The 13546-nt window shown below is 41.9% G+C and carries 24 protein-coding genes; 3 read left to right on the forward strand and 21 right to left on the reverse strand.

The genetic code is table 11. The features are described from left to right. From rplO to rplC, 20 genes are all read right to left on the reverse strand, one after another. Positions 1-447 carry a 50S ribosomal protein L15 gene (gene rplO, locus FPZ43_RS14605; protein WP_146382676.1) on the reverse strand — a complete coding sequence of 149 codons (447 nt, stop codon included), beginning with the start codon at positions 445-447 and terminating at the stop codon, positions 1-3. 4 nt (positions 448-451) lie between these two features. Continuing rightward, complete coding sequence (gene rpmD, locus FPZ43_RS14610; protein ID WP_067059736.1) at positions 452-631, reverse strand: 50S ribosomal protein L30; 180 nt, start codon at positions 629-631, stop codon at positions 452-454. Positions 632-637: 6 nt separating this feature from the next. Beyond that, complete coding sequence (rpsE, locus tag FPZ43_RS14615) at positions 638-1156, reverse strand: 30S ribosomal protein S5 (protein ID WP_146382677.1); 519 nt, start codon at positions 1154-1156, stop codon at positions 638-640. A 12-nt stretch (positions 1157-1168) separates the two neighbouring features. Beyond that, positions 1169-1513 carry a 50S ribosomal protein L18 gene (gene rplR / locus FPZ43_RS14620; protein ID WP_146382678.1) on the reverse strand — a complete coding sequence of 115 codons (345 nt, stop codon included), beginning with the start codon at positions 1511-1513 and terminating at the stop codon, positions 1169-1171. Between the two features lie 5 nt (positions 1514-1518). Then, positions 1519-2076 (reverse strand): 50S ribosomal protein L6, encoded by a 558-nt coding sequence (gene rplF / locus FPZ43_RS14625; protein WP_146382679.1) that lies wholly within the window; start codon positions 2074-2076, stop codon positions 1519-1521. 18 nt (positions 2077-2094) lie between these two features. Continuing rightward, entirely contained in the window at positions 2095-2493 is a 399-nt protein-coding gene (rpsH, locus tag FPZ43_RS14630; protein WP_146382680.1) for a 30S ribosomal protein S8, read from the reverse strand. A 210-nt stretch (positions 2494-2703) separates the two neighbouring features. Beyond that, the gene (gene rpsN, locus FPZ43_RS14635; RefSeq protein ID WP_146382681.1) at positions 2704-2973 is read right to left on the reverse strand and encodes a 30S ribosomal protein S14; all 270 of its coding nucleotides are present in this window, start codon (positions 2971-2973) and stop codon (positions 2704-2706) included. Then, positions 2966-3529, reverse strand: coding sequence for a 50S ribosomal protein L5 (rplE, locus tag FPZ43_RS14640; protein WP_146382682.1), 564 nt, complete (start codon positions 3527-3529; stop codon positions 2966-2968). Before rplE ends, rpsN begins: the two co-directional genes overlap by 8 nt. Further along, entirely contained in the window at positions 3529-3870 is a 342-nt protein-coding gene (gene rplX, locus FPZ43_RS14645) for a 50S ribosomal protein L24 (RefSeq protein WP_146382683.1), read from the reverse strand. The genes rplE and rplX overlap by 1 nt, the downstream gene beginning before the upstream one ends. A gap of 1 nt (position 3871) precedes the next feature. Continuing rightward, positions 3872-4240, reverse strand: coding sequence for a 50S ribosomal protein L14 (gene rplN, locus FPZ43_RS14650; protein WP_067059744.1), 369 nt, complete (start codon positions 4238-4240; stop codon positions 3872-3874). A 1-nt stretch (position 4241) separates the two neighbouring features. Further along, the gene (rpsQ, locus tag FPZ43_RS14655) at positions 4242-4496 is read right to left on the reverse strand and encodes a 30S ribosomal protein S17 (protein WP_129876199.1); all 255 of its coding nucleotides are present in this window, start codon (positions 4494-4496) and stop codon (positions 4242-4244) included. A gap of 19 nt (positions 4497-4515) precedes the next feature. Next, positions 4516-4725 carry a 50S ribosomal protein L29 gene (gene rpmC / locus FPZ43_RS14660; RefSeq protein WP_146382684.1) on the reverse strand — a complete coding sequence of 70 codons (210 nt, stop codon included), beginning with the start codon at positions 4723-4725 and terminating at the stop codon, positions 4516-4518. Between the two features lie 117 nt (positions 4726-4842). Continuing rightward, on the reverse strand, positions 4843-5265 hold the full coding sequence (rplP, locus tag FPZ43_RS14665) for a 50S ribosomal protein L16 (RefSeq protein ID WP_146382685.1): 423 nt from the start codon (positions 5263-5265) through the stop codon (positions 4843-4845). Between the two features lie 171 nt (positions 5266-5436). Then, the gene (gene rpsC / locus FPZ43_RS14670) at positions 5437-6291 is read right to left on the reverse strand and encodes a 30S ribosomal protein S3 (RefSeq protein WP_146382686.1); all 855 of its coding nucleotides are present in this window, start codon (positions 6289-6291) and stop codon (positions 5437-5439) included. 6 nt (positions 6292-6297) lie between these two features. Further along, positions 6298-6720 carry a 50S ribosomal protein L22 gene (rplV, locus tag FPZ43_RS14675; protein WP_146382687.1) on the reverse strand — a complete coding sequence of 141 codons (423 nt, stop codon included), beginning with the start codon at positions 6718-6720 and terminating at the stop codon, positions 6298-6300. A 6-nt stretch (positions 6721-6726) separates the two neighbouring features. Then, positions 6727-6993: a 30S ribosomal protein S19 gene (gene rpsS / locus FPZ43_RS14680; protein ID WP_066006044.1), complete on the reverse strand. Its 267-nt coding sequence runs from the start codon at positions 6991-6993 to the stop codon at positions 6727-6729. After that, a complete protein-coding gene (gene rplB, locus FPZ43_RS14685; RefSeq protein ID WP_146382688.1) occupies positions 6993-7820 on the reverse strand; it encodes a 50S ribosomal protein L2 in 828 nt (275 codons plus the stop codon). Before rplB ends, rpsS begins: the two co-directional genes overlap by 1 nt. A gap of 8 nt (positions 7821-7828) precedes the next feature. Next, positions 7829-8119, reverse strand: a complete 291-nt coding sequence (gene rplW, locus FPZ43_RS14690) for a 50S ribosomal protein L23 (RefSeq protein WP_146382689.1) — start codon at positions 8117-8119, stop codon at positions 7829-7831. Positions 8120-8121: 2 nt separating this feature from the next. Further along, entirely contained in the window at positions 8122-8751 is a 630-nt protein-coding gene (gene rplD / locus FPZ43_RS14695; RefSeq protein WP_146382690.1) for a 50S ribosomal protein L4, read from the reverse strand. A 1-nt stretch (position 8752) separates the two neighbouring features. Next, the gene (gene rplC / locus FPZ43_RS14700) at positions 8753-9370 is read right to left on the reverse strand and encodes a 50S ribosomal protein L3 (RefSeq protein WP_146382691.1); all 618 of its coding nucleotides are present in this window, start codon (positions 9368-9370) and stop codon (positions 8753-8755) included. 236 nt (positions 9371-9606) lie between these two features. On the opposite strand from rplC, the gene FPZ43_RS14705 reads away from it, so the two are divergent. The 3 genes from FPZ43_RS14705 (at position 9607) to FPZ43_RS14715 (ending at position 12214) form a co-directional block, all read left to right on the forward strand. Further along, positions 9607-11139 carry a rhomboid family intramembrane serine protease gene (locus FPZ43_RS14705; RefSeq protein ID WP_146382692.1) on the forward strand — a complete coding sequence of 511 codons (1533 nt, stop codon included), beginning with the start codon at positions 9607-9609 and terminating at the stop codon, positions 11137-11139. Positions 11140-11198: 59 nt separating this feature from the next. Further along, positions 11199-11591: an acyl-CoA thioesterase gene (locus FPZ43_RS14710; protein WP_146382693.1), complete on the forward strand. Its 393-nt coding sequence runs from the start codon at positions 11199-11201 to the stop codon at positions 11589-11591. Positions 11592-11668: 77 nt separating this feature from the next. After that, complete coding sequence (locus FPZ43_RS14715) at positions 11669-12214, forward strand: hypothetical protein (RefSeq protein WP_146382694.1); 546 nt, start codon at positions 11669-11671, stop codon at positions 12212-12214. A 61-nt stretch (positions 12215-12275) separates the two neighbouring features. On the opposite strand, the gene FPZ43_RS14720 is transcribed toward FPZ43_RS14715, so the two are convergent. Continuing rightward, entirely contained in the window at positions 12276-13532 is a 1257-nt protein-coding gene (locus FPZ43_RS14720; protein ID WP_146382695.1) for a prephenate dehydrogenase, read from the reverse strand. Between the last annotated feature and the right edge of the window lie 14 nt (positions 13533-13546).

The following is a 13546-nucleotide window of genomic DNA, read 5'->3' on the forward strand; positions in this document are numbered from 1 at the left end:
TTACAACTTAACAATAGTTCCGCCGGCTGCTTCAATAGCTTTTTGCGCAGTAGCAGTAAATGCATGTGCCTTAACTTCCAATTTGGCTTTCAACTCGCCACGACCCAAGATTTTCACTACGTCGTTACGAGATACCAAACCGTGCTCTTTCAGTATATCGAAATCAACCGAAGTTAATGTAAATTTCTCGGTTAATGCTTGCAGCACATCAAGATTTACACCTACATACTCAACACGGTTAGGGTTTTTAAAACCAACCTTAGGCACACGGCGCTGTAAAGGCATCTGGCCACCTTCAAAACCTACTTTAGTAGATGTACCTGAACGTGAACCGGCACCTTTATGGCCACGGGTTGATGTACCGCCACGGCCAGAACCTGTACCACGGCCTATTCTTTTTCTATTTTTAGTAGAACCTTCTGCAGGTTTAAGATTACTTAAATTCATGATATTAAATATTTTCTACTGCTACCAGGTGGTTCACTTTCCTAACCATACCTATAATAGCCGCAGTGGCTTCAACTTCCACACTGTGGTTAATTTTCTTAAGGCCTAAAGCCTCAACAGTTTTTTTCTGGCGCTCGCTTCTGTCGATAACGCTTTTAATTTGTGTTATTTTGATTTTCGACATGACTGATTATCCGTTAAATACTTTGCCTAAATTAATACCACGTTGCTGCGCTACTGTGTACGCATCACGTAATTGAGCTAATGCAGATACGGTTGCTTTAACCACGTTGTGCGGGTTTGACGAACCTTTTGATTTTGCCAATACGTTATGTACACCGGCACTCTCTAATACTGCACGCATTGCACCACCTGCAATTACACCGGTACCGTTAGCTGCTGGCTTGATGAAAACAAAACCACCGCTAAATTTACCTATCTGCTCATGAGGAATAGTGTTGTTGATGATAGGAACCTTTACCAAGTTCTTTTTAGCATCATCAATACCTTTAGCAATAGCTTCAGTAACCTCTTTTGCTTTACCTAAGCCGAAGCCTACTACACCATTCTCATCACCTACCACTACGATAGCAGAGAAGCTGAATGTACGGCCACCTTTGGTAACTTTGGCTACACGCTGTATGCTAACCAGGCGATCTTTTAATTCGATCTCGCTGGTTTTTACTCTTTTTATGTTGATTGTTGACATTTCTGTTTTCGATTAAAAGTTTAAACCGCCTTCACGTGCACCTTCTGCCAATGATTTAACACGGCCGTGGTACAAGTAACCATTTCTATCAAAAACAACGTCTTTGATACCTGCAGCAATAGCTTTTTCAGCTACCAATTTACCTACAGCTATTGATTGATCTGATTTGCTACCTTCAGCAGTAAACTCTTTTGATAAAGATGATGCTGAAACGATAGTTTTACCAGTTACGTCGTCAATGATTTGTGCATAAATGCCTTTGTTGCTTCTGAATACAGATAAACGTGGGCGTGCTGCTGATCCTGAAAGGCGTTTACGAATGCCTTTTTTAATCCTGTCTCTTCTTGATAATTTCATGACGATTATTTTTTAGATGCTGATTTACCTGCTTTTCTTCTCAATATCTCGCCAACAAACTTGATACCTTTACCTTTGTAAGGCTCTGGTTTACGTAACGAGCGTATTTTCGCAGCTACCTGACCAATAAGTTGTTTATCGTTTGACTCCAGGATGATGGTCGGGTTTTTACCCTTTTCAGCAGTGGTTGAAACTTTAATTTCTTGTGGTAGTTCAAATACATAGTGGTGAGAATAACCCAACACTAAATCTAATGTATTGCCGGTGTTAGTTGCGCGGTAACCCACACCTACTAATTCCTGCTCAATTTTGTAACCAGTGGTTACACCAACTACCATGTTATTTAAAAGCGCGCGGTATAAACCGTGTAACGCTTTGTGACGTTTTTGATCAGAAGGGCGTTTAACCAACAATTGGTCGCCTTCAGTCTCTACTGTGATATCTCTATCAACAGCTTGTTGCAATTCGCCTTTTGGGCCTTTTACAGTTACAACGTTATCTGCAGATACAGTAACGGTAACGCCGGCGGCTAATGCAATAGGTGCTTTTCCTACTCTTGACATTACTTAATTCTCCTTCTATTAATAAACGTAGCATAAAACTTCGCCACCTACATTCTGTGCACGTGCTTCTTTATCGGTCATAACACCTTTAGAAGTTGACAGGATAGCGATACCTAAACCATTTAATACACGTGGCATGGTGTCCATACCGGCGTATTTCCTCAAACCTGGTTTACTAATACGGTTAATGCTGCGGATAGCAGGAACTTTAGTAATCGGGTGGTACTTCAAAGCAACTTTAATAGTGCCTTGAGGACCGTTTTCCTCAAACTTGTAATTAGCAATGTAACCTTTGTCGAAAAGCACCTTAGTGATTTCCTTCTTCAGATTTGATGCAGGAATTTCAACAACCCTATGGTTGGCTTTAATAGCATTCCTTACTCTTGTAAGATAATCTGCGATTGGATCTGTATTCATTATTATTGATTATGATGGTGGTTTCCTTCCGGGTAACATCCCCGGCGACCTTCCATCGGTTAATTCTTAAAAAATTGAGCCGCAAAAGTACAAAAAAATTCAAAACATATTGTAGTATGTTTTGAATTTCCTCACTCGAACATTATAAAGCTTAACGCCTTACATCATCCGGGCACTCGCATTAGTTTGTGCCTTCTGCCTTTTGGTAAATTACCAGCTTGCCTTTTTCACTCCCGGGATTTTACCGGCAAGTGCCATTTCACGGAAAGTTACACGAGAGATGCCGAACTGGCGCATGTAACCACGTGGGCGTCCTGTTAATTTGCAACGGTTGTGCAATTTTACCGGAGATGCCGCTTTAGGCAATTTATCTAATGCGATGTAATCGCCTGCTGCTTTAAGCTCGGCTCTTTTTTCAGCAAATTTTGCTACTAACTTAGCACGTTTTACTTCACGTGCTTTTACGCCTTCTTTAGCCATTGTTATTTTGATTTTTAAATGGTAATCCAAACTGTTTCAGTAACTCCAATGCTTCAACATCGTTAGTTGCCGAGGTTACAAAAGTGATATCCATACCCTGGATCTTGTTGATCTTGTCAATATTGATCTCCGGGAAAATGATTTGCTCTGTAATACCTAAAGTGTAATTTCCGCGTCCGTCAAAACCTTTATCGTTAATACCTTTAAAGTCACGAATACGTGGCAAAGCTACAGCTATTAAACGGTCAAGAAACTCATACATTGTGTTATCACGTAAAGTAACACGTACGCCTACAGGCATGTTTTTACGCAATTTGAAGTTAGAGATATCCTTTTTTGATTTTGAAGAAACTGCCTGCTGGCCAGTAATGGTAGTTAGCTCAGTGATGGTGTTCTCGATAAGTTTTTTATCGGTAGTAGCACCGCCAACACCCTGGTTAATGGCAATTTTTTGCAACTTAGGAACTTGCATTACGCTTTTGTACTGAAATTTATCTTTCAGTGCGGTGCGGATCTCCTCTTTGTATTTTGATTTTAATCTCGGTGTGTAAGTCATTACTTAATTTCCTCCCCTGATTTTTTTGAAACTCTAACCAATTTGCCGGCATCGTTCAATTTACGTCCAACGCGGGTAGTTTTACCTGTTTTAGGCTCAACCAGCGCCAGGTTTGAAATGTGTATAGCAGCTTCCTGCTTTACAATACCACCGTTAGGGTTGGCTGCATTAGGCTTAGTGTGTTTAGATACCATATTGACACCTTCAACAACAGCCCTGTTTTTATCAGTAATTATTTCAACTATCTTACCTTGCGAACCTTTTGAGTCGCCGGCGATAACCTGTACCAAATCACCTTTGCGGATTTTTAATTTGGCTGGTTTTGTTACTTTCTTTTCCATATTATAATACCTCCGGTGCTAATGATACAATTTTCATAAATTGTTTTTCACGTAACTCTCTGGCAACTGGGCCAAAAATACGTGTGCCCCTTGGCTCATCCTGGTTGTTTAACAAAACAGCAGCGTTATCGTCAAAACGGATATATGAACCATCCTTGCGGCGAATCTCTTTTTTAGTTCTAACCACTACGGCTTTAGATACGGTACCTTTTTTAACGTTACCTGACGGTATAGCGCTTTTAACGGTAACTACAATCTTATCACCGATAGATGCATAACGCTTACCGGTACCGCCCAATACGCGAATAACTAAAACTTCTTTAGCTCCGCTGTTGTCGGCTACATTTAATCTTGATTCCTGTTGTACCATGTTATTTAGCCCTCTCTAAAATTTGAACTAATCTCCAGTTTTTGTTTTTGCTCAACGGACGAGTTTCCATAATCAATACGGTATCGCCAACACCACAGGTGTTTGCTTCGTCATGAGCCATAAATTTGGTAGTTTTCTTTACGAATTTACCATAGATAGGGTGTTTCACCTTACGCTCTACGGCAACAACAATAGATTTTTCCATCTTATTGCTAACTACCAGGCCGGTACGTGTTTTTCTTAAATTTCTTTCCATTATTTCCGACGCTTAAAATTTAATTCTGTTCAGAAGCTGCCGCCGCTTTGCGTTTGGTTAATTCAGTAGTTAAACGGGCGATATCCTTACGCACTTTAGTGATACGTGAAGGGTTTTCAATTGCTGAAACCGCGTGAGCAAATTTCAATTTAGTAAGAGTACTTTTCTCTTCGCCCAGTCTTGCTGCCAATTCTTCGGTTGAAAGCTCTAAAATCTCTGAGTTTTTCATTTTCTTTAATTAATTGTTGTAATGTTTGAAAGTCTTAAAGTTGTTATGCTCTTGTAGTGTTGTATCTAAAAGACCAACTTTTTAGTCTTCAACTTTACAACCTTCCAACTTACTTATTTATGCTTCTACGTAATCCCTACGTGTTACAAACCTGGTTTGTACAGGTAATTTTTGAGCTGCAAGGCGTAATGCCTCTTTAGCAACCTCCAAAGGCACACCTTCGGCTTCAAAAATCATACGGCCCGGGCGTACAACGGCAACCCAATATTCTGGGGCACCCTTACCTTTACCCATACGTACCTCTGCTGGTTTTTTAGTTACAGGCTTGTCAGGGAAAATCCTGATCCACACCTGGCCTTCACGTTTCATAAAACGTGTTACAGCGATACGTGCAGCCTCGATCTGACGGCTGGTGATCCATGCCGCTTCGAGTGATTTTATACCGAAAGATCCGAATGAAAGCTCAGCGCCACGGCTGGCTAAACCTTTCATTCTGCCTTTTTGCATCTTTCTGAACTTCGTTCTTTTTGGCTGTAGCATTTTGTTAAAGCTTTGAGATATCAAGTTTGATTTGCAGGGCCGGCATAACCGGCCCCTTTACTCAAATCTGTATATCTTAATTTTTTGTTACTTAATTTAACTTCAGACATTGCGGCCGGAGATATTTGACATCGATATCGCTCGGAAACAGGATCTGTTGTCTTTTACTAATTATCTCCTTGGTGCACCACCACGGTTTCCACCACCTTGACCACCACGGTTGTTGTTAGCACCCGGGCCGCCTCTGCGGTCGCCACCTGGTTTACGATCGCCACGACGTTCACCGCCACGTTCGCCACCTCTTGCATTATCACGTCCGCCAAAGCCGGCACCACCTTCTGGGCGGCCACCTTTAGTGCTTGCGTTGCTTGTGCTGCCAATGTTTGGAGACAAGTCACGTTTGCCATAAACTTCGCCTTTGCAGATCCATACTTTAATACCTATTTTACCATAAGTTGTCAAAGCTTCGCCTAATGCATAATCAATATCAGCGCGGAAGGTATGTAACGGAATCCTTCCCTCTTTATATTGTTCGGTACGTGCCATCTCGGCACCACCTAAACGTCCGCTTGTCATTACTTTGATACCTTCGGCACCCATTCTCATGGTTGCAGCAATGGTAGTTTTCATGGCACGACGGAACGATATACGTGCTTCAAGTTGTTTAGCAATACCTTCGGCAACTAACTGAGCATCAAGCTCAGGGCGTTTAATCTCGAAGATGTTGATCTGAACATCTTTCTTTGTTAATTTTTTTAACTCTTCTTTGATCTTATCAACTTCCTGGCCGCCTTTACCAATCACAATACCCGGACGGGCAGTGTGGATGGTCACAGTGATGCGTTTTAAAGTACGTTCAATAACTACTTTAGATACGCCGCCTTTGTTAATACGGGCTGATAAGTATTTGCGGATTTTTTCGTCTTCAACTAATTTGTCGGAGTAGTTATTTCCACCGAACCAATTAGAATCCCAACCACGGATTATTCCTAACCTGTTGCCTATTGGATGTGCTTTTTGTCCCATTTCAAATTAGTTGTTATCGTTTTTACTATCCACAATAAGGGTAACATGGTTAGAGCGTTTGCGGATACGGAAACCACGGCCTTGCGGCGCAGGGCGTAACCTTTTTAGCTGACGGCCACCGCCTACTGAAATCTCTTTTACAAAAAGATCATCGGCGTTTTTACCTTCGTTTTTAGCTTGCCAGTTGTTGATTGCTGATAAAAGCAATTTTTCAACGCGTATAGCTGCTTCTTTATTTGTGAACTTTAAGATGCTTAACGCTTTAAATACGTTTTCACCACGGATCAAGTCAACCACCAAACGCATTTTGCGTGGTGATGTTGGGCAGTCCTGTAACTTAGCAACAGAAGCGCCACCTGTCTGAGCTTTAGCAGCTTCTTTTTGTTGCCTGATCAGTACAGACTTTTTGATTTTTGTTGTTGCTTCCATTGCCTGTTATTTTTTCTTCTCTGCGTGACCGCGGAATGTACGGGTTGGTGCAAATTCTCCCAACTTGTGACCAACCATGTTTTCTGTTACATACACAGGTATAAATTTGTTACCGTTGTGTACTGCGAATGTATGACCAACGAAATCCGGAGAAATCATGGAACGACGTGACCATGTTTTTACAACCGATTTTTTATTTGAATCATTCAAGGTAAGAACTTTTCTTTCCAAGTTATGATCAATATATGGTCCTTTTTTAATTGAACGTGCCATTATTTTTTCCTTCTTTCAATGATATAACGATCAGATCCTTTTTTCTTGTCGCGGGTTTTGTAGCCTTTAGCTAACAAACCTTTGCGTGAGCGTGGGTGTCCACCTGATGAACGGCCCTCACCACCACCCATAGGGTGATCTACCGGGTTCATGGCAACACCACGAACGCGAGGACGACGACCTAACCAACGGTTACGACCAGCTTTACCTAATACCGCGTTTGATTTCTCGCCGTTAGAAACGGTACCGATAGTTGCCAAGCAAGTTGACAGGATCATGCGGGTTTCGCCAGAAGGCAATTTGATAATAGCGTATTTACCATCACGAGCAGATAACTGGGCATAAGTACCTGCACTACGTGCAATTGTACCACCCTGACCAGGGTTAAGCTCGATATTGTGAATAATTGAACCAAGAGGGATGCTCTTTAATGGTAAGGTGTTACCAACTTCAGGAGCAACGTTCTCGCCAGATACTACAACCATTCCAACAGTTAAGCCTTCCGGAGCGATCATGTATCTTTTTTCGCCATCAGCAAAGTGTAACAGGGCTATACGTGCAGATCTGTTTGGATCGTACTCGATAGTTGCAACTTTTGCAGGGATGTCAAATTTATTACGTTTAAAGTCAATTAACCTGTATGCTTGTTTGTGGCCACCACCAAGGTAGCGCATAGTCATTTTACCGCTGTGGTTACGACCACCAGACCTGGTATTAGCCGATACTACCAACGACTTTTCAGGAACGTTTGTTGTAATATCTGAGTTAGATACATCAATCCTGAAGCGGGTACCCGGTGTAACCGGTTTAAATCTCTTTACTGCCATGTCTTATATTATATATTGCTGTAAAAATCTATAGTTTCACCATCCTTCAGTGTGATGATGGCCTTTTTGTATGTAGCAGCGCGGCCTGATACTGCACCTGCTTTTGTGTTGCGGGTTTTAAGTTTACCTACATACTTCATTGTATTAACAGCTGTAATGTTAACACCGTACATAGCCTCAATAGCGCTTTTGATCTGAATTTTGTTGGCTCTGTGATCAACTTTGAAAGCATAACGGTTAAGCTTCTCAGTTAATTGAGTTACCTTTTCAGTAAGTAGTGGTTTTTTAAGAATTTCCATAATTACTTAGCTAATGCTTCCTCCAAAGTTTTAACAGCGCCTGTTGTTAACAAAAGTTTGCCTGCGTTTAACACATCATAAGTGTTTAACTGATCGGCAGTGATAACCTTTGCTTTTTTCAGGTTTCTGCTTGATAAATACACATTGTTATTTGCAGCCGGTAGTACCAACAAAGTTTTCTCGTTAGTTACGTTAAGGTCTGCTACAAGCTGGATGTAGTTCTTGGTTTTGATAGAATCGAAATTGAAATCTTCCAATACCAGGATGTTGTTATCCTGAGCTTTGTATGACAAGGCTGATTTGCGGGCCAATGATTTAAGTTTTTTGTTCAACTTAAAGCTATAGTCGCGCGGTTGCGGGCCAAATACACGGCCACCACCATTAAACAATGGCGATTTGATGCTACCTGCACGGGCGCCGCCTGTACCTTTTTGTTTATGTAATTTGCGGGTTGAACCTGCAATTTCATTACGTTGTTTTGCTTTGTGCGTACCCTGGCGTTGGTTTGCTAAGAACTGCTTAACATCTAAATAGATGGCATGATCATTTGGCTCTACACCGAATACGGACTCAGGAAGCTGCACCTTGGCACCTGTTTCTTTACCTGATACGTTTAATACGTTAACTTCCATGTTATTTATCCACTATTACGAATGATCCCTTAGCTCCTGGAATGGAACCTTTAACTACCAATAGGTTTTGCTCTGCAAATACTTTAACCACTTGTAGGTTTTGTACTTTAACACGTGCATTACCTGTTTGACCAGCCATGCGCATACCTTTAAATACGCGTGAAGGCCATGATGAAGCACCCAATGAACCTGGCGCACGTAAACGGTTGTGCTGACCGTGAGTTTGCATACCCACACCGCCAAAACCGTGACGCTTTACAACACCCTGAAAACCTTTACCTTTAGAGGTACCAACCACGTCAACAAAATCACCTGCCGAGAAAATCTCTACGGTAACAGTGTCACCAAGATTTTTTTCGTCTTCAAAAGTTTTGAATTCAACAAGTTTACGTTTTGGAGCAGTACCAGCTTTTTGGAAGTGTCCTTTTAAAGGAGCCGAGGTGTTTTTTTCCTTTTTTTCGCCATACGCCAGCTGAACAGCAGCGTATCCGTCTGTTTCTACAGACCTGATTTGGGTTACCACGCAAGGGCCAGCTTCGATAACGGTGCAAGGGATATTCTTGCCTGTCTCATCGAAAATGCTGGTCATTCCTACTTTTTTACCAATAATTCCTGACATTTTATTTAATTTATTTTGTGCCCATCGAAGCAGTAGGGCTTCGTTCAAGGCATATTACTCCCCTTAAGGGACGGCAAAGATAGGAATTTTGTGTTAACTCTCAAATAGTTACTAAATTATTTTTAAATATTTACAGCGCCCGCATTTTGGCCCGAACAGCTGTGATTATCAGGCACCAATTGCACAGTTAACCGCAATAATTTATATTTACTGCCAACCTCCTAAATTTTAAACACATGGCCTGGGGCATTTCGCCGCGCAAAACCGCGGTTATACCACTCAATAATTATAATACCGACCACTATTTAACCCTCCTTTACCACGCTTTTAACAGCCTTGGCTGGCACATAAGTTACTTTGATCGCGATGGTATTATAGGTTACACTAATATATCATGGCAATCCTACTCCGAAGAGATTTCGGTTCGGATTATAGACGATCATGCCCATGTTAAAAGTGAGTGCGTAGGCTATCAGATGCTATTTACCGATTATGAAAAGAACGAGAAAAACCTAGAACTGCTTTATAATGAGATAACGTATATCGAGTTTCACTTACAGCATACCCTGCAAACAGATACCGATGAACTTATAGCAAGCATACCTGAAAATCAGTTTGTTAGCTTTAGCAATCCGCCGCTTGGTTACAAGGGTAAACTTAAACGCTTCCTATCAGTATTTACGCCAAAGCCGGGCTATTCGGTAACGCCAATACTTGTTCTTGCAAACATTGCCGTATTTATAATAAGTTATGTAATGATGCTTGCCAGGGTGGTGGCAATGCTTTCAGTCGCCCGAGAGCGCAGCGAAACAGCACCGCCAATTAACATGGAAGACATATACTTGTCGTTTGGCTTCAGCAACCGGGCACAGGTGTTGAATGGCGACATTTGGCGTTTGATAACCAGTACCTTTCTGCACTTTTCATTACTGCATATAGCTGGTAACATGATTGCGCTGATTTACATAGGCTCGCTTATAGAAAGCAAACTTGGCCGATGGAATTTCCTGTTATTGTATTTACTGACCGGCCTTTGCGCAAGCATAACATCAGTAGTTTGGCACACCAGTAAAATTATGGCCGGTGCGTCGGGAGCTATATTTGGTTTATTTGGTGTGCTGTTGGCATTGCTAAGCACCAATTTTTATGAACGCAACGCCCGCAGGGCGCTGCTTATAAGCACTGCAATATTTGTAGCATTCTGCATTATTCCTATCGGCAAACATGTGGATCATGCCGCACATCTAGGCGGCGTGGTTTCGGGATATATACTAGGGTTACTTGCTTACTACGGATTGCAGACACAACAGCGAAACTTTGTAGCTGTAGCTGCAAGCGCTGTGGCCATAGTATATACGGCGGCATGCCTTATGCTAGCTCCAGCTTATCAAATAAAGGAGTACAAAGAGATAAACCGACAGACGGAAAAAATCTCTTCGGCTCTTATCAAAGATTTTTATCAGACTGATAGCCTTAACCGCGACGAGCGGCTGCTGCTGCTTAAAAACAGCGCATTGCTAAAGATGGATACGCTTCATACACTTGCCAGAAAGCTAAGCGGCTTGACGTTGCCAAAAAAACAAAAAGAAATTGCAGCCATCCGCTCCAAAATAGCAATGATGGAATGCGAAGTTTACAAGCTGGTTTACCAGGAATTTTTGGAAGATGATAAACTAAAATACCGAACCCGGATATACAATACCACGCAAAAAATCAACGACCTAAGATACAAGTGGGGCCAAATAGATGATTATACTGAAGATGAGTAGCAGCGGCTTTTATTTGATTTAACTTTTACAAGCACCCACATTTGCGTTACTTTGCCTGCATGAATTTTTACACGCGTAAATGGGTAAAACCGGAGGACTTAAATGCACATGGCACACTATTCGGCGGGCGCCTGCTAAGCTGGATTGACGAGGAAGCTGCAATTTATGCCATTATACAACTCCAAACTAATGGTTGTGTTACCAAATACATGTCAGAAATTAACTTCATCAGCTCGGCCAAGCAGGGCGATATTGTAGAACTTGGTATAAAAGCAACTCATTTTGGCAACACCTCAATTACTTTAGCTTGCCAGGTACGCAATAAAATTACCCAGAAAGTTATTGTAACGGTTGACAAAATTGTTTTTGTAGCCCTCGATGAAAACGGCAAACCTGTAGCCCACCACAAAACGGCTATCCATTATACAGATGAGCGGCTAAGGGAAGATTAATTACTAATTTTTTTAGGATTTGATAAATTTTAATATAATTTAGAAGAATATTTAATTACCAATTCCTAAATTAATTCATGAAAAAATTTTTACTGATTCTTATCACAGTACTGCCTACAACACTATTCGCGCAAAAGCTGCTGAAACCTGCGGTTGACAAAATTACCGGCGACACAACATGGAATACATCTAAAGAAAAACTGTATATCCATGGTAATTATCTAACCGGACAGGCCGAGGGTGTTATTACCTGGGTTAAGGTCAACAAGCTTGGAAAAGCTTTGATACTAAATCCGCAAACAACAAATCAGCGTAGTGTTTTTATGCTTACCAAGGACGATAAGGCTTATTTAAAGCTAAGTGACAATACTACTATAACCCTTGTATGTGCTACAAATGATATTGGCCGATCTGGAGCGTTCCTTGCCGGCGACAACGTAATAACGAATGGAAGCGCTTTTGGTATTTATGATTTAACGCCGGAGGATATTGAGAAACTTTCTACAACAGCGCTTACGTTTTTACGAATTGAGTCTTCTTCAGGCAATTTCGATTGCGAAATCAAATCCAAAAATGCCGAGATGTTTAAAAAACAATTTGCTCTTGTTGCCAAATTAAAATAGTTACACAACACCCTTATATAAGTAAAAGCCCTTGTTAATGAATTTAACGAGGGCTTTTATTCTATTCCATCAACCTTCTTATCAATTCGGCGCTTTGCTTTTTGCCTTCTTCAAGGCGGCCGTCAAAAAATTGCTGCACTTCGTTAAAGTGTTTTTTGTAGCCTTCCATATCTCCATAACCTATGATGGCGCTCCATTCGCGCACTGCAGAGTGAAACTCTAAATCATCGCCACGGATGGTTTTATCGTAAAGGGCCGTTTCAATGGATTCTTCCAGCAGCGCTTCGTTTTTAAAAAGATATTCGGCAATACCCAGGCGCAGGCGGAAAGGCGGAGTCTGGCAAATTAGATTGTCATACGGGTTTACGCCAAGGTGGTACCATGCATCAACCATGCTTAGTATGCTAAGGTGCGAATTGGGCTTTTGATGACCGGCATCAGGCGAAAGCGAAAATTCGCGCATGATATCATCATTAAACATAATGGGTTTGCGGCTTTCATGAAATACGAAATCCCGGGCCTTGTACAGTCTATCTCTGAAAGCCTGTTCCTCCTCCTTGATCATCAGCTTGAACAACTCCGACTCCGAATTTGCATACTGCCTTACCTGCTGGCGCGCGTAAGGATTTAATATAGCAAGCCCGGCGTAGACGTGGGCCTTGTAACTAAATATCCGGAGCGTGGTCAGAATCTTAACATTATCTATGCCTCCTACATAAGAAGCGTTTTCCCACGGAAAAAACCCGGCAGATTTCCAGGCCGTACCCATGCTCTCGAAGCCCACGTGTGTAACCGCTTGCGTATCTGCTACTATCTTATCGTGCTCATGATAGTCAGCTATTTCAACTATGTCAGTCTGCAACTGGGCAAATAGACTATACATCCGCTGGTATGCATCTTTACTACCCCTGTGCGGTATCAAAATCAGCTTCTGCCCTTTTGGCTCAAACCCGGGACCGTGCATGGCATGAAAAGTTATGATCTGTGCATCGGCAGGCAGGTGTTTTTCGAAGATGGCAATCTCGGGATGCTTTACAGATGTTTGCCCGGCAACTATGGCACCATATTTAGTAGACGGACCACACTCGGCAACTACCTGCTCCAATTTTTCGGCCTCTACCGAGTAAATTACAAGGTCGCTTACGCGAGCCACGTCTTTGCCGTTTTCCATAACGGTAATACCAAGCGGGCTTAGTTCACCTTCCAGCTTATCACGGTTAGCAGGGAGGTCGCAACCACATACAATATAACCTGCCGCGGCAAAGGCCTTTGCGTACAAACGCCCCATATCACCCAAGCCAATAAAACCAATTTGCATATCTACAGTTAAAG

Source organism: Mucilaginibacter pallidiroseus (assembly GCF_007846085.1).
Taxonomy (GTDB): Bacteria; Bacteroidota; Bacteroidia; order Sphingobacteriales; family Sphingobacteriaceae; genus Mucilaginibacter; species Mucilaginibacter pallidiroseus.